The organism is Terribacillus halophilus, assembly GCF_900101385.1.
Taxonomy (GTDB): Bacteria; Bacillota; Bacilli; order Bacillales; family Amphibacillaceae; genus Terribacillus; species Terribacillus halophilus.
Genome location: NZ_FMZB01000001.1, coordinates 65,186 through 83,338, shown reverse-complemented (window position 1 = coordinate 83,338; position 18,153 = coordinate 65,186). Strand labels below are relative to the sequence as shown.

At 46.4% G+C, this 18,153-nt stretch carries 18 protein-coding genes and 1 riboswitch; of the genes, 7 read left to right on the top strand and 11 right to left on the bottom strand.

The annotated features are described in order from the left end of the window. Positions 1-146 precede the first annotated feature (146 nt). A complete protein-coding gene (locus BLQ53_RS00430; RefSeq protein ID WP_093725826.1) occupies positions 147-1,112 on the bottom strand; it encodes a ring-cleaving dioxygenase in 966 nt (321 codons plus the stop codon). Positions 1,113-1,230: 118 nt separating this feature from the next. Here BLQ53_RS00430 and BLQ53_RS00425 point away from each other — a divergent pair, with 118 nt between their 5' ends. After that, complete coding sequence (locus BLQ53_RS00425) at positions 1,231-1,602, top strand: histidine phosphatase family protein (RefSeq protein ID WP_244499190.1); 372 nt, start codon at positions 1,231-1,233, stop codon at positions 1,600-1,602. A gap of 183 nt (positions 1,603-1,785) precedes the next feature. On the opposite strand, the gene BLQ53_RS00420 is transcribed toward BLQ53_RS00425, so the two are convergent. Next, the gene (locus BLQ53_RS00420; protein WP_093724895.1) at positions 1,786-2,295 is read right to left on the bottom strand and encodes a GNAT family N-acetyltransferase; all 510 of its coding nucleotides are present in this window, start codon (positions 2,293-2,295) and stop codon (positions 1,786-1,788) included. A gap of 19 nt (positions 2,296-2,314) precedes the next feature. Then, positions 2,315-3,067: a 2OG-Fe dioxygenase family protein gene (locus tag BLQ53_RS00415; RefSeq protein ID WP_093724893.1), complete on the bottom strand. Its 753-nt coding sequence runs from the start codon at positions 3,065-3,067 to the stop codon at positions 2,315-2,317. A gap of 108 nt (positions 3,068-3,175) precedes the next feature. On the opposite strand from BLQ53_RS00415, the gene BLQ53_RS00410 reads away from it, so the two are divergent. Continuing rightward, positions 3,176-3,682: a C40 family peptidase gene (locus BLQ53_RS00410; protein ID WP_093724891.1), complete on the top strand. Its 507-nt coding sequence runs from the start codon at positions 3,176-3,178 to the stop codon at positions 3,680-3,682. 52 nt (positions 3,683-3,734) lie between these two features. Continuing rightward, positions 3,735-4,964 (top strand): aminopeptidase, encoded by a 1,230-nt coding sequence (locus BLQ53_RS00405; protein ID WP_093724889.1) that lies wholly within the window; start codon positions 3,735-3,737, stop codon positions 4,962-4,964. A 37-nt stretch (positions 4,965-5,001) separates the two neighbouring features. On the opposite strand, the gene BLQ53_RS00400 is transcribed toward BLQ53_RS00405, so the two are convergent. From BLQ53_RS00400 to BLQ53_RS00390, 3 genes are all read right to left on the bottom strand, one after another. Then, a complete protein-coding gene (locus BLQ53_RS00400; protein ID WP_170829523.1) occupies positions 5,002-5,592 on the bottom strand; it encodes an NUDIX hydrolase in 591 nt (196 codons plus the stop codon). Between the two features lie 72 nt (positions 5,593-5,664). Continuing rightward, positions 5,665-6,684, bottom strand: a complete 1,020-nt coding sequence (locus tag BLQ53_RS00395; RefSeq protein WP_093724885.1) for an LLM class flavin-dependent oxidoreductase — start codon at positions 6,682-6,684, stop codon at positions 5,665-5,667. A gap of 103 nt (positions 6,685-6,787) precedes the next feature. Then, positions 6,788-6,899: riboswitch (SAM riboswitch) on the bottom strand. A 47-nt stretch (positions 6,900-6,946) separates the two neighbouring features. Further along, positions 6,947-7,954, bottom strand: a complete 1,008-nt coding sequence (locus BLQ53_RS00390; protein ID WP_093724883.1) for an LLM class flavin-dependent oxidoreductase — start codon at positions 7,952-7,954, stop codon at positions 6,947-6,949. Positions 7,955-8,058: 104 nt separating this feature from the next. Between BLQ53_RS00390 and BLQ53_RS00385 the strand changes: the two genes are divergently transcribed. After that, positions 8,059-8,919, top strand: coding sequence for an NAD(P)-dependent oxidoreductase (locus BLQ53_RS00385; RefSeq protein WP_093724881.1), 861 nt, complete (start codon positions 8,059-8,061; stop codon positions 8,917-8,919). A 306-nt stretch (positions 8,920-9,225) separates the two neighbouring features. Continuing rightward, positions 9,226-10,659: an anion permease gene (locus BLQ53_RS00380; protein WP_093724879.1), complete on the top strand. Its 1,434-nt coding sequence runs from the start codon at positions 9,226-9,228 to the stop codon at positions 10,657-10,659. A gap of 33 nt (positions 10,660-10,692) precedes the next feature. Here BLQ53_RS00380 and helD read toward each other — a convergent pair whose 3' ends face one another. Beyond that, positions 10,693-13,005, bottom strand: coding sequence for an RNA polymerase recycling motor HelD (helD, locus tag BLQ53_RS00375; RefSeq protein ID WP_093724877.1), 2,313 nt, complete (start codon positions 13,003-13,005; stop codon positions 10,693-10,695). A gap of 235 nt (positions 13,006-13,240) precedes the next feature. Here helD and BLQ53_RS00370 point away from each other — a divergent pair, with 235 nt between their 5' ends. Next, positions 13,241-14,464, top strand: coding sequence for an MFS transporter (locus tag BLQ53_RS00370; RefSeq protein ID WP_093724875.1), 1,224 nt, complete (start codon positions 13,241-13,243; stop codon positions 14,462-14,464). 36 nt (positions 14,465-14,500) lie between these two features. Here the strand turns inward: BLQ53_RS00370 and BLQ53_RS00365 are convergent, their stop codons facing one another. The 3 genes from BLQ53_RS00365 to BLQ53_RS00355 all read right to left on the bottom strand — a co-directional run bounded on the left by BLQ53_RS00365 (position 14,501) and on the right by BLQ53_RS00355 (position 16,403). Further along, positions 14,501-14,887, bottom strand: a complete 387-nt coding sequence (locus BLQ53_RS00365; protein ID WP_093724873.1) for a RidA family protein — start codon at positions 14,885-14,887, stop codon at positions 14,501-14,503. Between the two features lie 11 nt (positions 14,888-14,898). Beyond that, positions 14,899-15,813, bottom strand: a complete 915-nt coding sequence (locus BLQ53_RS00360) for a DUF1002 domain-containing protein (protein ID WP_425288270.1) — start codon at positions 15,811-15,813, stop codon at positions 14,899-14,901. Positions 15,814-15,965: 152 nt separating this feature from the next. Then, positions 15,966-16,403, bottom strand: a complete 438-nt coding sequence (locus BLQ53_RS00355) for a DUF2188 domain-containing protein (protein WP_093724869.1) — start codon at positions 16,401-16,403, stop codon at positions 15,966-15,968. A gap of 135 nt (positions 16,404-16,538) precedes the next feature. Between BLQ53_RS00355 and BLQ53_RS00350 the strand changes: the two genes are divergently transcribed. Continuing rightward, positions 16,539-17,546: an NADP-dependent oxidoreductase gene (locus tag BLQ53_RS00350; RefSeq protein WP_093724867.1), complete on the top strand. Its 1,008-nt coding sequence runs from the start codon at positions 16,539-16,541 to the stop codon at positions 17,544-17,546. Between the two features lie 67 nt (positions 17,547-17,613). Here BLQ53_RS00350 and BLQ53_RS00345 read toward each other — a convergent pair whose 3' ends face one another. Further along, positions 17,614-17,997 carry a VOC family protein gene (locus tag BLQ53_RS00345; protein ID WP_093724865.1) on the bottom strand — a complete coding sequence of 128 codons (384 nt, stop codon included), beginning with the start codon at positions 17,995-17,997 and terminating at the stop codon, positions 17,614-17,616. Positions 17,998-18,153 lie beyond the last annotated feature (156 nt).

Sequence of the window (18,153 nt, the reverse complement as noted above, 5' to 3'; positions counted from 1 at the left end):
TGTAAAAAATTCCCGGCACCATGGAATTCAGGCTCGGGAAACTCTCTTTTCTATACGCATTTATTTCTATTTATAGAATCATACTTCCGCTGCTTGCGTCAACCCTGCTAAACGAAAAAACCGCCCTGTAAGGCGGTTTCCACTTGTTATTTCTTCTTCGTATCAAGCGGTGTCAGTCTAGCTTCAATACTCTTGCGCTCACTTTCTAGAAACGGCGGCAGTGCAAGCGTCTCACCCAATGCATCCGGGTCTTCATCCGTAGCGAATCCAGGTCCGTCTGTCGCAAGCTCGAACAGAATGCCATTCGGCTCCCGAAAATAAAGTGACTGAAAGTAATAGCGGTCTACCAGACCGGAATTCGGCAAGTGAGCTGCATAAAGGATTTTCTTTGCCCGCTCTAGTTCTTTCCTATCTTTCACCCGGAATGCAACATGGTGCACACTGCCGCGGCCAGGACGTTCCCGCTGCAATCCAGGTTCAACTTCCACCATTACCTCGGCACCTGTGCCGCCTTGTCCTACTTCGTAAATGTGTAAATTCGTACCATCAGCAAGCTGAGCCTCTGTTTTCTTTCGGAATCCCATCAATTCCAGCAAGACCCGCTCTGTCGGTTCAAGCTCTGGCACTGTAAGCTTTACTGGACCAAGTCCAATGATCGCAAACTCAGCCGGAACATCGGTACCTTCCCACGGAATGCCTGCTGCTACGCCTTCATTTTGTTCATCGGACACCAGCATGAGCCTTTGTTTTTCTGGATCCTCAAAGAAGAGAACCTTTCGTCCCTGTAGTTCCACTTCTTTTGATTGGATATCATATTCTTCTAGACGACCTGCCCAATAATGGATTGCTTCATCTGATGCCACACGCAAGGAAGTCAAGGAGATACTATTATTGCCTGTATACGTCCTGCCTGCCCGGTGAATTTCGAAAAAAGTCAGATCCGTGCCCGGACTGCCGAGCTTGTCAGCATAAAATAGGTGGTACATGGATGTATCATCCTGATTGACAGTCTTTTTGACAAGGCGCATTCCCATTATTTTTGTATAAAAATCATAATTATTTGCCGCATTCGCTGTTATGGCTGAAACATGGTGAATACCGTGAAGCTCCATCATCTGCTTCGCCCCCTAAACGTACAATTTATTAGTTACTTACAAAATGTAACTTAGATCAACTGAAATTGCAAATGCCCTCCTTCATTCTGATAGAATAAACCTGAGGAGGATCGCTATGCACACAACACTTTATTTTGTTCGCCACGCACATACTATCTATACACCGGATGAACGGAACCGGTCATTATCCGAGCAAGGTTACGCCGATGCGAAGTTTGTTCAGAAGTTTTTGGAAGCGGAAAATATAGACGTATTTATTTCCAGCCCCTACCGGCGCGCTTGGGAAACGATCGTAGCTGATCCATCTGCTGCTGTTTTTGATGAAAGACTCCGCGAAAGACAAATTGCGTCCTCTCCGGTCGAAGACTTCCAGGGAGCGATGGACCGTTTATGGTCAGAGGAAGTGTACCAATTTCCAGGTGGCGAATCGAATATGACGGCCAGGAAAAGGGGTGCGGCTGCTTGTCAAGATATACTCACTGCTTAACCTGGTAAAAGGGTCGCTATTGGGACGCATGGAAATCTGATGGCGCTGACTATGGGTCATTACGATAAAAGATTTGATTATGCTTTTTGGAAGGAGCTACCGATGCCAGCTATCTGGAAACTCACTTTTGATGGTTCACACTACATACAGGCAGAGTTCCTGCGCATAAAAAAATAGCGGACATCATCTGTCCGCTATCTTCCATCCATATGCAATTTCAGGATAAGAGACACCATCTATCTCAAACTGATCCTCAGCAATCTTCTTTCCGCCAAGACCTTCATAGAAGTATCTGGACTCATTCCCAACAAGCATCCAGGCGAACACTCCTTGAATTCCTTCGGCAGCAAGCCTGTTCTCCAGTGACTGCAAAAGTAATGTACCGATTCCCCGCTTCGTGTAATCGGGATCTATATAAATGGCATATACTTCACCGTCATAATCTGGATGCACACCTCCCCGGGATCTTCCCCCGCTGATGAAACCGACAAGCATTCCATCCACTTCCGCAACAAACATAAGGGAACCGGATTCGAGTACTTTTTCGAAACGTGCCGCCCTATCTTCCTGACGAATGGCAGCCAAATAATCAGGCGGCAATATGTTTTGATAAGCTAATTGCCAGCTTTTTGTACTGATTTCACCGATTCTTCCACAGTCAGCTCTCTTTGCCTCGCGTATGGTAACTGCCATCCCTATCCCCTTTCTGGACTTAAGCTAATACAGTTGGCTGGAAATCGATCAAGAGGACTGCACGTACACCAGGTCGGTCTGCCTCCCCTTTTCTGATTGGGCTTACATAGTGACTGACAGCCTCATCATGCACCCCGTAGGATTCAAGCGGCTGGTGAATTTCGAAACTTTCGTGGAACTGACTGGAGTCTGCATCCTCCGGCAATTTACCTGCACAGGCAGGAGTCGCGATGATATTCAGTCCGCCGACAACATTGTCACGCTTGATAAGATGTGCAAAAGTGAACGGTTCACCGTCCTGATGAATCAAGTTAGGAGAAGATACACCCTCTTGTCCATCTTCTGTCACCTCAAGTTTGACGAAATGAATGCCCGCATGAACCGGGAGGATCAAGTCCTCTTTCTGCCAGAACGTTTCATGGTAATCATGCATGATGATTTTCTGCAATAGTTTATTTTCCAGGATATGATCCGGTAGTGATGGGAATTCCCGATAGGAATCGACGTACTCCGGGTTGAAGCGGCCTTGGAAATATTGCGCCATGCTCCCATTCTCCCGCTCGATTCCCGGCAGCCATTCCAGGCGATTGTCCTTATCGAAGATGATTGCCCTCGAATAACGGCGGTAACGGTTCAGTTCCGGTGCATAACTATCAGCAGGCAATGTATCAAAAACAGCCTGTATCTCAGCTAAATCCTTTTCCATCCCGTCATATGCGAGATCCTTTTGTAAATCATATATGCTGTATCCTTGTTTCTTTAATGCGTGCATGCTTAAACCTCCACAAATCTAGAATCTTTCTCTATCATAATACATGCAGCGTTAAAGGAACATGCTTTCGATTGCGATTTTATGACATTTAAACAAGGAGTGACCCCGATGAGGAAGTCCAAAGCAGAAATTGAAAAGCTCTATCAAACCGCTACTGACATACGAGCGTTGCTTCAGACTGGTGATGTACTGTACAGTTCGATCAGCCCCTCCACTTTTTTCTTCAGCCATGCCGGCATTGCCGGGAATGGTGATCGAATTTTTCATGCGCATCCATCTGGCGGGATCACTGAATCGTTGGCCTCTTATCTATCCCGGCATCGTTATGGCGGAACGATCACCTTGCTTCGACCAAAAACGGATCCAGCAGGAGCAGCAGCATGGGCGGAGAAGTCGATTCATTCAATGAAAGGATACCGATTCAACCGCACCTTGGCGGATACCGATTGGAATTATTGCACGAAGTTCGTCTGGCAGGCCTTTTGGAGCGGTGCAGGCACTGATTTGACCGATGCAGTGAAACAGATTTCCCGACGCTGGATCTTCCCGCGTCATATCAAGCACTCCTCTCATTTTGATCCGATCGCAAAATTCTCCTTGGAGTATCGGCTCTAGTCATAATTTTCTGGTAAAATGATGGAGATACGATGATAAAAGGGGGATTCTCATGCAATTCGAACAAAAGTTAGCAAAATACGCCGAGCTTTTACTGCATATCGGCTTGAAGGTGAAGCAAGATCAGGATTTGATGATTGTGGCAGAATTGGCAGCTGCACCATTTACAAAGATTATTGCCGAGAAGGCATACGAAGCTGGAATGCGGGATATCATTGTCGATTATCAGGATGATAACATCACGAAAGCAAAAATAAAGCATGCAAAAGTAGAAGATTTGGATTACTTCACACCATTCCGCGGTCGTGTTTACGAAGAATTGGCAGCTGCTGATACAGCTTTCCTGGAGCTTAAAACACCGAATCCATCCCTGTTTGATGGAATCGATCCGGCAAGGGTTGCCCGTTATACGAAAGCAATGGGCGCAGCTAGACAAGGATATCAAGCCCACAAAACGAATGGCCGGATAAACTGGCTCATTGCGTCCGTTCCGACCGTTGAATGGGCGGAATCTGTTTTCCCTGATTCGAAGGGACAAGCAGCAGTCGACAAACTATGGGATGCAATCTTCTTCACTACCCGTTCCGATCAGGAAAATACGGTCGAGCTATGGGAACAGCATGTCAAAGCAATGAAGAAAAACGCTGACCATTTGAATGCACGTGACTATCGCAAGCTGCATTATACTGGACCTGGAACCGATTTGACGATTGAGCTGCATCCGGAATCCTTCTGGACTTGTGCAGAATTCATGAAAGAAGATGGCTCTACCTATATACCGAATCTTCCTACAGAAGAAGTATTTACTATTCCTGTGAAAAATGGGGTGAACGGAACGGTTAGTAGCACAAAGCCACTGAATTATGCAGGCACTTTGCTTGAGAACTTTTCCCTCACTTTTGAGCAAGGAAAAGTTGTTGATTTCACAGCGGAAAAAGGCTACGACACGTTGAAAAACCTGCTGGAAACCGACGAAGGCGCCCGCTTCCTGGGCGAGGTTGCGCTCGTACCCCATCAATCACCGATTTCCCAATCCGGAATCGTATTCAATAATACATTATTCGATGAAAATGCATCCTGCCATTTGGCACTTGGACAAGCAATCGGCATGTGCGTGAAAGATGCCCGCAACAAAACGAAAGAAGCGTTAAAAGCAATTGGGTTCAACTACAGTCTGGCACATGTTGACTTCATGGTTGGTTCTGGAGAACTATCCATTACAGGCGAAACAGCGGATGGCAAAGTCGAAAAGATTTTCGAAAAAGGAAATTGGGCTTTCTGATGATAGAAGAAAAGGAGCAGCAATAGCTGCTCCTTTTCTATGTACGGCAGATCATGATGACTTCCCGATAATAATCGAGCTGATGTGGACAAAGCGCTTCGCGGGTAATCTCGATTCGCTGCTGGGGAACTCCAGCGACAATTTCCGCTTCCGCTGTGCTTGCTTTTCCCTCAACTAGTTTCTCCAGATCATTCACCCGCATCCGAACAATCTGAACCACTTCTTCATTCAGTAAGATGTCCGGCAATTCCTCTAAATAATAAAAGAACTGATGGCAAAACTCCCGATCGACTAAGTCCTTGGCGAATAATTCTTCCTGGATGATACCTTTGTAGAATAAGTCACTTTCTTCAAGTGTGACACCTAATTCTTCCTGCACCTCTCGTAAGCCACCTACCACGGGCGTTTCGCCGCTTTCCAGATGACCAGCTGCGGTAATGTCGTATTTCCCGGGAAATTCACTTTTATTGAAAGATCGCTGCTGTAGATAAATGTATAGATCTGTACCATCGTGCTCCACGAACCAGCAGTGGAAAGTCTCATGCCAGTCCCCATCACGATGGACTGCCTGTCTTTCTTTTACGCCAATTTCCCGATGCCGCTCATCGAAAATCGTCAATAACTCCATAGTTTCCCCCATACTTACTCTTTTTTTCTAATGTACGCGATAACAAAAGGATTGTCTACCGTTCGCTTCCAATCAAATGGAATTTTCGCGCATTTCTTCCACCAATGGCATGATTTCGTTCGCGAAACGTTCCATCTCTTGCCTATGCGGTGAAAACTGGAGCAGCAGGAGACTGACACCAGCATGCTCATACGCTAATATACGCTGTGCAATCTGTACCGGTGTACCGACCAAGTTCGGTCGCAGCCCCCTAGCGGCAACAGCATCATCACTTATCTGGCTTTTTTGTGCAAGCTCCTCTTCCGTTACATAAGCTTCATAGTCCGCACTGGTAATCCGTTCCCATTCCTGGATAGCTTCTTCCTCTGTTTCCCGGCATATGACGTATGCTGTCATACCAAACTCCGTAAACGCGGACTTGCCAGCTGCTTCGCGGCGGATCTGCATATCGGCAATCATGCTAGCTACTTCCTGCACGGTGCCGCCCTTCATGACATATGCGTCGCATGTCTCCGCAATCGTCTGGCGCAGGTAGTCGCTTTCTCCGCCTGCATATAACGGCGAAATCCCCTTTTTCCTCCCCGCCGGCAAATAATCGACATGTTCTACTTGATAATACAGTCCATCATATGTGTAGCTGCCAGCGGTCCAAACTCCCCGCAGCACCTCGAAGAATTCTTCTGTTTGAAGATAGAACTCCTCCGTTCCCTCCATATCACCTGCTTGCCGCTTTCTTTCCTCCTCACGCAGGAAAGAAACGACTGCCAGGGAAAACCGGCTATTACTGATTTCATCTATCTTCACCGCCTGTCTGGCTGCTTCTGCAGGCTGATCGATGCTTGGCCGGACCGCTGCCATGATATGCAATTTATTTGTTGCTTCGGCTATAGCTCCAGCCGTTTTCCAAAAGTCCAGCTTCTGATCGACATTTTTTCCTTGGTATAAGTAGGTATCTGGGAGGAATACGGCATCGAACCCTAAGTTTTCAGCCATATGCGCAGTTTCCTGAACACATGTAAGGCTCAAAGGCCCCCCATCCTCCACATGGCGCAGCCAGCTGTTTGAAACTGGCTGCCAGTATGCATATTTCATTGTTATTACTCCTTTTACACATAGGAAATCCTACCGAACGACATATAAAATCTACTAAAAAAGCTTCTTCGATGAGAAGAAGCTCTTGCTTGCAGCCGTCGTCATCTTATCACGCAGCTTTTGCTGCAGGTCGTAGCACCTTCCTGCAGGACTGCCCTCCTGCAGTGGGTTGCCGGGCTTCATCGGGCCTTTCCCTCCGCCACTCGTTATAAGATTTCTTATGAATTGTCACTATTACTATACCAGAATAGCAGTGTCCGATTCAAACAGAATAACTGCGGCGGTTATATGCCTCCATCAACAGACGGAATCCATCTTGTCTTGCTTTCTCTTCATAGACAGGGCTTGTTAGCATGAACTCGACCTCCGCGCTATAATAATCTTCCAACTCCTCCAGTTGCTGTAGCACTTCAGCAGCTGTTCCGATCACCATGGTCGGACGGTTATCTTCCAGGCGCTCTTTTTCATAAGGAGACAGCTTGTAATCGGCTGCTGTTTCCGGCCGCAGCATTCCTTTGACAGGTCTTCCCTGCTCCTGCAGCAGTGATGCTACTTCATGGCTTTTTGCCAGTGCTTCTGCAGCTTCTGTCGTTTCTGCACAAAATAGAAACAGACTAACCATCATTTGCGGGTTCTGTCCATTATTCCGGTAGGATTTCCGATACATATCCAGCACTGCTGCATCTTTTTCTCCACGTATGAATTGGGCATAAGCGAACCCGATTCCATGATATGCTGCTAGACCTGCACTGCCCGCGCTGCCGCCTAGTAGCCAGACTGACGGAGCCGTGTTGATATCCGGCATCGCGATCAAGTCGCCGAAGCGATGTTTTTCTTCTATTCTTATATTCAGATAATGAAGCAAGTCACGTATTTGCCGATCATACCAATCCTCAGGCATCACCTTATACTCTTGCAATGCTCTTTTCGATGCCGGCATCCCACCTGGCGCTCTTCCGATACCAAGATCGATCCTTCCAGGATGGAGCGCTTCAAGCAATCTTGCATTTTCTGCTACTTTATACGCACTATAATGAGGCAGCATGACACCGCCTGAGCCGATACGGATGCGACTTGTCCGTGCAGCCAGATTCCCCATCAGAAGCTCTGGACTGCTATGTGCCAGGCTGCCGCTATGGTGCTCGGAAACCCAAAATCGCGTATAGCCAAGCCGATCCGCCAGCTCAGCAAGCCGCACCGTTTCCTGTAGCGCTTCTATCGCCCCGCCATCTTCTTTGATCCGGGATTGATCCAATATACTAAGCTTCATTTTCTTCACTCCTTCTTTGTATCATATCCTGTGCGAAAGACTTTTAAAAACAATCCGTTTTTCTGTATGCTAGAAAAGACTCCAATATAAAGGATGGTGCTTATATGATCGGATTTATCGGACTAGGAATAATGGGAGAAAACATGGCTCTCAATCTACTGGAAAAGGGCGAACAATTAGTCGTTTTCAACCGCACAAAAGAGAAAGCACAAGCTTTAATGGACAAAGGTGCTGTCTGGGCTGACTCGCCTCGTGAAGTCAGCGAACAAGCTGATATCGTATTTACGATGCTGACAGATCCAGGGGCTGTCCAAGCAGTTGCTTATGGCGAAGATGGGCTTTTCAGCGGCATGAAGGAAAATAGCCTGTGGGTGGATGTCAGTACTGTCAAGCCAGCATTCACAAAAGAAATGGCAGATGCTGCTCGCGCGCATCATATCCGTTTTGTTGATGCACCAGTGTCCGGTTCCAAGGCGCCGGCACAGCAAGGGAAACTGCACTTCCTTGTCGGCGGAGAAGAACAAGATGTCAAAGAGGTCACTCCGCTGCTTGAGAAAATGGGACAAAGCATCCAGTATATGGGCGCAAACGGTAATGGCTCAGCGACTAAGCTGGCAGTGAATATGCTGCTTGTTCAGTCCTTGACTGGTCTATCTGAAGCAATCAGCTTCGGCGAAGCAGTCGGCCTTGATAAAGAGCATCTGATGGATGTATTGCTTGCCCTTCCTGTTACAAGTGATATTCAAGCAGGTAAAAGGGATACGATTCTCCAGCAGAACTTTGATCCGCAATTTCCTCTGGAGCATGCATACAAGGACTTACAGCAGATTTCCGAAACAGCTTACGAAGCAGGCGCTCCTCTGCCGATGACAAACAGTGTGAAAGAACTGTATGCATTAGCGAAAAAAAATGGTTATGGCAAACAGGATGTAGCTGCCGTTTATGCACTTTTGGCAAGAGATTGACTCAAAAAAGACATGGGATCCGAATTTTTTCGGATTCTTTTTTTATTCTCATTTATTTTATTTAATTAACATTGGCATATTAACAAGAGGCGCAGGGTATCAAGCTCTGAGATACTTAATTTGTATGAAGTAATTTTTTTGCTTATTTTCACCAAATTATAATCATTATTAAGTACTTGATTTATTAAATTTTTTAAATCGATTGATGAAATGCTCCTATAATACAGAACACTTTCATATCAATATTTTTATGCTAAGATAATTATGGTTTTATTAATTTAATAACTTTCTAAAGGGGTCTTCATCATGGCTGATTCATCTAACAAACCAAAACGGGAGGTCAAGTGGATTCCGCTCCTGATCACTGTATTGATCGGCGTAATTCTTTGGTTCGTCCCTTCACCAGATGGTGTAAAAGCAGAAGCATGGCATTTATTCGCTATCTTCGTCGCTACGATCATCGGTCTGATCATTAAACCGATGCCAATGGGCAGTGTCGCTATCCTTTCGCTGACCGCTATCGTTCTGACGAAGACACTTGGACTAGAAGAAGCGCTCAGCGGCTTTCAGAACAGTACAATCTGGCTCATCGTCATTGCATTCTTTATTTCCAGGGGTTTCATCAAAACCGGCCTTGGATCCAGAATTGCCTATTTGTTCGTACGTCTATTCGGTAAGAAGACTTTAGGCTTGTCTTACTCGTTGATTGGTAGTGACTTGATTCTCTCACCGGCGATGCCATCCAATACAGCTCGTGCCGGCGGTATCATTTTCCCGATCATCCAGTCGTTATCAAACTCGTATGGTTCTAAAAGCGGTGATGGTACGGAGCGCAAAATCGGTTCCTTCCTGACTTTTGCATCCTACCAAGGGAACGGGATCACTTCCGCAATGTTTCTTACAGCAATGGCAGCAAACCCATTGGCAGCAAGTGCCGCAGAGAGTGTCACTGGCCAATCCATCTCTTGGGGCAGCTGGATTCTTGCTTCCATCGTTCCTGGTATCATCAGTTTGATCGTTATTCCATTCGTCATCTTCAAGCTGTATCCTCCTGAAATCAAGGAGACACCGAAGGCGACTGAAATGGCAACAGAGAAATTACAAAGCATGGGTAAACTGAAGCGCTCAGAATGGTATATGATCGGCGTATTCTTATTGCTGCTCGTATTGTGGATCTTTGGTGAGAGCTTCGGTATCGGTTCTACGACTGCTGCTTTCATCGGACTAGTCGTACTATTGCTGACTGAAGTTTTGACTTGGTCTGATATCAAGCAGGAACAAGGTGCTTGGGACACACTTGTATGGTTCGCTGTGCTTGTCATGATGGCAAATTACTTGAACGAACTTGGTCTTGTCCCTTGGTTCAGTGACATTATGGGGAATGTCGTAAGTACGCTTTCCTGGCCTGTCGCTTTGCTTATATTAGCTATCGTGTACTTCTACTCCCATTATTTCTTTGCGAGTAACACAGCACACGTTAGCGCTATGTATGCAGCCTTTCTTTCAGTAGTTGTGGCAGCCGGAGCGCCGCCATTATTGTCAGCCCTATTGTTAGCTTTCTTCAGTAACTTGTTCGGCTGTTTGACACACTACGGCAGCGGTCCTGCACCAGTATTCTTCGGAGCAGGCTTCGTTACCCAGCAAAAATGGTGGGGGCTAGGTTTCCTCATCTCCATCATCCACTTGATCGTCTGGATCGGCATTGGCGGACTGTGGTGGAAACTGATTGGTCTATGGTAAAAGAAAACAGGAATCCGCGAAGGATTCCTGTTTTTATTTGGATGAATACGTTTCAGCAGCTGCCGCTTCGATAAATGGACTAACATTCCCGACCATATACATATGCAACTCATGCATTGCTCTTGTACAAGCTGTGTAAAGCAAGGTACGTTCCGATTCATGGCCATATGCCTCATCGGAGACGTCATACAGGATGACAGCATCAAATTCGATGCCTTTAGCCAGGTAAGCCGGTATTACCGATAACCCTTTTTTGTATTGGGAAGTTGTTTCTGTAATCAGATCCGCATCCATCTCTTCCTTGATCCAATCATGCGCTTCTTTGCTTTCTTTACTCGTTTTTCCGATGACCGCAATCGTTTCATAACCAGCATTTTGCAAGGAATGGATTTTCTCCAAAATCATCTGGCGTCTTTCCTTATCGTCAGCAGCTGTTATCACTGTCGGCAAATCACCATCACGGTTGAACGGCTGGATATTTTTGGCGTGATCCAAGAGCTCCTTTGTGAAGTCGACTATTTGCCGTGTCGAACGATAACTGCGCCACAGCTCAATTCGGTGACTGTCGGCTGTATTGCCGGAAAGCACATTCTCCCCTGTCAAAGCATGGGCTTGGATCGCCTGGTTGATATCACCGAGCAATGTCATCCTTGCATTCGGGAAAGCCTGCTGCAAATAAGCGAACTGGAACGCCGAATAGTCCTGCGCTTCATCGATGAGCACATAACGAATGGATTTGTCCGAACGATCTCCAAGTACCTTATCACGGAAATAAACAAATGGCGTCACATCTTCCCAGCTCATATATTTACGCATGAGATGTTGCTTTGTGGTTTCATATAGTTGCGCCCATGAAGCAGGCATTTCCGGACGTCTTTCTGCTGCCAGCATACGCAAGTAAGACTTTTTCACATTGATGAAGGCATGTTTGCGTACTTTCTTTATCAATGGACGAAGCTTCCGTTCGACAACCCATTTCCGCAGGATTTCTTCTTCCTGTTTGTTTTCCTCAAAGTCAGCCGTTTCGGTACGGTCTCTCTTCTGAAGCTCGGAGAACGCTTGGACATAGTCCTCTTTCTCCATCAGCTCGACTTCTTCCCGTACCCAATCCTTCCTTGTTTCCCATTCCCCCCAAAGCTGCAGCTTTTCGACGATCCAAGCCGCCGTCAGCTCCGCGCGGTTGGAAATCGGCAATGTATTGGATAGGCTGTAAAAATAAGATTGGATCTCCTGTTTGCTCACGATGCGCTGCTTACGGAAACTGACATCTTTAAAAATGAGGCCCGCGCGCTTGAATTCGTCCAGCTTGTCATCGATATAACGCTTGAAATCCAAACTGGCCTTATATTGAATACCAGCCAGCCGCTGCTCTTTTTCCTCTCCGGAAGCAAGCAGCATATATTCCATCTGTTCAAATGGCGTCTCGATCGTCTCCCTGCCTTCCAGCTGGGCGTCCATATGGGCATAGAAAGTCGCCTGCCTCATATTGTCTTCCCCAAGCTCGGGCAAGACATTGGATACATAGCTGTTGAACAGCGGGTTCGGTGATAGAAGCACAATATTCTCAGCTGAGATGCGATCACGATAATGATATAGCAAGTACGCTACCCGCTGCAGCGCAGCCGATGTTTTCCCACTGCCTGCTGCACCTTGTACAATCAAATTAGCAGCAGATTCATTCCGGATGATTTGATTCTGCTCTTTCTGGATCGTCGCAACGATGCTTTTCATCTCTGTACTGGCATTACCGCCAAGCACGTACTGCAGGAGGCTGTCCCCGATTGTCACACCCGTATCAAATAGAGCCACCAGCTTCCCATTACGGATGATAAACTGACGTTTCAGCGTCATTTCCCCTTGTATATTGCCTTCGATCGTTTCATAAGAAGCATCTCCAGGCGAAAAATCATAATACATGCTGGAGATCGGCGCTCGCCAGTCATAGATCAAGAAATCCTCTTCTTTTTCATCCATCAGACTCGCAAGGCCGACATAGATCTCTTCGTCATGATCAGCACCTTCTTCCCGGAAATCGATACGCCCGAAATAAGGGTTGCGCTGCAGCCGGTCCAGTGTTTTCACTTCATTATTAATTTGCTGATGCGTCCGCTCCCGTTCACCTAAAAGCTCCGCTTGCTGCTTCAGGCTGGCCTGCGTTTCGTTCACATCATCCGGCTCATCCAGGTTGACAGTTACATCCTCCCAGAAATTCTTGCGTAAATCGATTACTTTCTCTCGGATCCCTTGGATCATTCCTGCGGTTTTTTCCCGTTTCTTTTCGATTGTTTCCTGGACCCGGGTTACACGGGCTTGTTCGTCCTTCAAATCCTTTTCATCTTCTGTCATACCGGCATCCCTCCAAAACATTTGACATTTATCTATAAGTAATGTATAATTTTAATTGGTTTGCTAAATTATGTTGTGTTAGCAGAACATCCTCTATTTTACCATGTTCATTGTTCCCCTGCAATTTTTCTCTATCGTGTCGTTTCCAGGCTATCCTTTTGCATAACCCTTCTATTCGTGTGTATAATTAGTTAGGGAAACGAAATATTAATGCGAAAGAAGTGTTTTTCACATAATGACGGACGAACAGCTCGCAAAACGCAATCTGTTTATCATGTGGTTCGCCAACTTTTTCATCTCGGCGAGCTTGAGTATGATCATGCCATTTCTCTCCTTATATATTTCATCATTCGGAACGCTGTCCGATCGGGAAGTCCAAAGCTGGTCAGGCATCATTTTCGGGGTGACTTTTGTTACCGCATTCATCTGTTCGCCATTTTGGGGAAAACTCGGTGACCGATACGGACGGAAGCTTATTTTGATTATATCTTCCTTCGGCATGGGGGTTTCCATTCTCCTGCTCGGATTCACCGAAAATGTCTGGCAGCTATTTATGCTTCGAGTATTCATGGGAATCTTCACGGGATTCATCGGGATTTCCCAAGCATTCATCTCGACGCAGACACCCAGTCACATCGCCGGACGGGTGCTCGGCACCTTACAGACCGGCAGTATCACTGGTATGCTCTTTGGTCCAATGATCGGTGGGATCCTTGCTGACAGCATCGGGTTCCACGGGACATTCCTGCTCGTATCAATAAGCGTCTTCACCTCCGCCGTCCTGGTTACGTTCGGAACAAAGGAATATCCGGTCAAAATTCAAAAAGGCGAAAAATCACACTATACCTCCAAGGAAGTGCTGGCGCACATCCTGCGAGACCCGATTTTATTAGTTGTACTCATTTTAAGCGCATTGATCCAGATTGCCAATTTCAGTGTCCAGCCAATTCTATCTTTATATGTGCAGGAACTGCATGGACCTGAGAATATAGCATTCTACTCCGGTATCGCATTTTCAGCTGCCGGACTTGGCAACCTGCTCATGACAAGGACTTGGGGAAAGCTTGGCGACCGTATTGGTTATGTCAAAATCCTTATCGGGCTCATATTCGCCGCAGGCATCGTTTATATTCCCGGTGCCTTGGTCGGTTCCGTCTGGGAACTCGCTGCAATCCGCCTGCTTCTGGGCATGGCAATCGGCGGTATCATTCCGCTGCGAGTAGCTTATATCCGGCAAGCGGCTCCAGTCAGCATGCAAGGTGAGGTGCTCGGATATAATAACAGCCTTCGTTTCCTCGGGAACTTCATCGGCCCGATACTTGGCGGTATGATGGCTGGTTATTTCGGTTTCTCTGCGGTTTTCTATATGACCAGCGCCTTGCTGATCATTTGCGGCATCACATTGCTAACCGCCCATATCCGGAATGCCCGGACACAAACCCGGACCTCTTCCATCTAAAAAGGATTGCCGATCATATTCGGCAATCCTTTCTTCTTACATATTAAAGCTGCGGACAGCTATCGCTTCGATTTCCACCTTCGCTCCTTTAGGCAGCTTGGAAATCTCCACTGTCGCACGTGCTGGATAAGGTTCGGACAAATGACGACCGTATACCTCATTCACAGCTGCAAAGTCGTCCAAGGATGTAAGGAATATCGTTGTCTTGACCACTTGGTCGAATGACAGTCCTGCTTCCTCCAAAATCGCGGACAAGTTCCTCATGACCTGATCCGTCTGTTCCTCGATAGTCCCAGCCATCTCTCCTGTAGCCGGATCCAGTGGAATTTGCCCGGAAATGTAAACGGTCCCTGCTGTTTCCACCGCCTGGGAATAAGGGCCGATTGCTTGTGGGGCTTTGTCAGTTTGAATGATATTACGCATACGCATCTCTCCTATGAAAACAGATTTTTAAAGAAATCACCAATCGACTTGAAAAAATCCTTCACACTTTGCCAGAAACCTTCGTTGCCGGCCACTTCATCGATCTTGTCCTGGATCGTTGTAGCAATGTCATCAAGCTGTGATTTCACGCCATCGAAATTGATATCCAGCTCGCGCATCTTATCGAAAAGGTCGATAAGCAGCTGACGGTCTTCATCGCTTAAGCTGATTTCCAGCTTGCTCAGCTGGTCGGAAACAATCTGCTCCACATCCTCTCGCGTGGCTGGATTCTGCTCCGCAATTTCCTGTTTGATATCAGTCAAAAGCTGCGTGACTTTCTCGTTATCCAGACCTTCCTTCTGCGCCAAATCCGTTGCCAGATCCAGCTCATCATTGGCTACCTCAGTCCGTTCCGGATCCAAATTGCCGTCCGCAGTATCATAGGCTTTGTAAATACCTGTCAAAGCGGAATGCCCGCTAACCTTCACCGGGGAAGCTACATCTACTGTTGCATCCTCGATACCAGCAGTCAGCAAAGCATTTTTATACATATCGACTGTCACCTGGGTGATATTGTCAGGCGTGACAATCTGGACATCCAGCCCATGCCCTTCATCTTCCCTTGTAATCATCGCTGAAGAATACATTCTGGAATTGGCATCGCCATTTATGTATTTCACGATATCATCGGCAGTAACCGGGATTTCCTCTACATTATCTGTATTTGTAACACCTAGGTCTTCTCTGACCTGCTCTTTTTGTGCTTCTGATAACGAATCTCCAACTACGACAATCGGCAAGCCGAATTTCTCATTGATACTATCCGTGTTCTTTCCTGTACTTGCGGATACAACATCGGAAAAGGCAAAGCTGAACATCAAGGCAACTGCGAAACATGCCGCCATGCATTTGGTTAACCTTCTCATGGAAATGATCCACCTTTTCTTCAAAATGGTCTTGCTTCCCCCATTATAAGCTTTTATGGAAATAAATAAAGTCATATCTTGTCCTGCGCCTCCGGTTGTACCGGAAGGAAGCAACGCAAAAGAGCTGCATCTTGATTGATGCAGCTCTTTCTTTAAGCACGTTTTTCGACTGAGCCATCCTTCTTATGGATGATTGTTTCTGTTCCTTTATTTTTGGCAATCTCCTTGGCACGCTTCACCGCGTCCTGCTTATTATCAAATACTTGGGAAGGACGTTTCGATCCCTTGGCTTGAACTGCCCAGCCCTCCTCATGGGGCACGACCTCCTCTGCGTTATCGATTAAATCCGGGTTACTGTGAGACGCATCGGAATCCCGCTTTGTCGGATCATCATTTTTCATAAAATCCTTCACTTCCCTTTTCGAGGCATTTTCATGCCACTCTTTCGCCTGACTGGTCGCAATCGGAATAGCCCTGCTTTCATCGTAGCCTTCATCCACCAACGCATTGGCGATCTCTATTGCTTTCTTTTTGACTGGTTTGTCCAAATTTTTCAGTGAAGCAGGATAATCGTCCATCGTCCATGGCATGCTAAAAACTCCTTTGCGTTTTTATGTATTAACTATTCCCCCACTTGTATCCACGAAACGCAAAAAGCAAAAGAGTTGTATGAGCTTCCGCCCCGTCTTACAATTGCCATATTACCAAAAAGGAGATGAAGCCAAATGGCGAATAATGAAGAAATCCAATTAGCAGAACGCCCGGAAGGCATGCCAACCAAAGATACCTTTCGCTATGTAGAAACAGAAATCCCAGAGCTCAAGGAAGGTCAAGTGCTCATCAAAAGCATTTATATCAGTGTCGATCCCTACATGCGCGGCCGGATGAATGATACGAAATCCTACGTACCTCCATATGAGCTGGATGCACCAATCGCTGGCGGTGTCGTCGGTCAAGTTAGCGAATCCAAATCAGATAAATTCCAAAAAGGCGACTTTGTGCTTGGCAATTTGCCTTGGGCCCGTTACAACGCTGCCAATCCGGATAACTTGCAAAAAGTCGATCCAGATCTCGGTCCAATCTCTACTGCATTAGGTGTATTGGGCATGCCGGGACTTACTGCATACTTCGGTTTGATAGATATCGGTGAACCAAAAGCCGGTGAAACGGTCGTCGTCTCCGGTGCAGCCGGCGCAGTCGGATCAACCGTAGTCCAAATCGCCAAAATACTCGACGCCCGTGTCGTCGGCATTGCCGGCTCTCCGAAAAAACTTGACTATGTCAAAAACACGCTAGGTGCGGATGAAGTCGTCAACTATAAAGAGGACGATGTGGCAAAAGCCCTTGAGAAAGCCTGCCCAGACGGCGTGGATATTTACTTTGATAATGTTGGCGGTCCCGTATCCGACGCCGTATATCCCTTGCTTAATGCGCACGCCCGCATCCCGCTCTGCGGCAGCATTTCTTCCTATAACAAAAAAGAAGATCAAGGACCGCGTGTTCATGGCTTCCTCGTCAAATCGAAAGCGAAAATGCAAGGATTCATCGTCGGCGACTACAGCGACCGCTTCGCTGAAGGAAAGAAACAGCTATCCGAATGGTTCAAACAAGACAAGCTTACATTTGAAGAAAATGTAGTAGAAGGTTTTGAGCATGTACCGGATGCTTTCCTTGGATTATTCAAAGGGGAGAATCTAGGTAAGCAACTGGTTAAAGTAGCGGATGAGGAATAATGAAAATGCCTGACAGGTAAATCTGTCAGGCATTTTTATATAAAAAACGGCTAATGAACCGGTCACTTTATTGCTGTACTATTTGAATATAGTTGCCGCATGTATCATCGAAAACGGCTAATGTGACTTCTCCCATTTCTGTCGGCTCTGTAGTGAACCGCACCCCGCGTTCCACTAACCGTTTATACTCTTTCTCAATATCCGTCACGCCAAACATCGTTGCGGGGATGTCTTGCGCAAAAAGCTTCTCCTGATACTCTTTGGCAACGGGATTGTTATTCGGTTCGAGCAAAAGTTCGGTACCATTTTGCTCATCAGGAGAAACAAGAGTTATCCACCTGAATTCTCCGGCAGGTTCATCATGCTTTTTCACAAATCCCAACGTTTCTGTGTAAAAATTCAATGCCTTATCTTGATCATCTACGAATATACTTGTAACAACGATTTTCAAAATGAATTTCCTCCTTTGATAATACAGCACATGATACTCCGCTAGAATTCTTGATTCAAGCAGAGCAGCATTCTAATTACTATAAATGAATTATAACACCTGAACAAAACAATCCTTCATCCATTCCCGCCATTACATGTAATAGTATGTACAAAA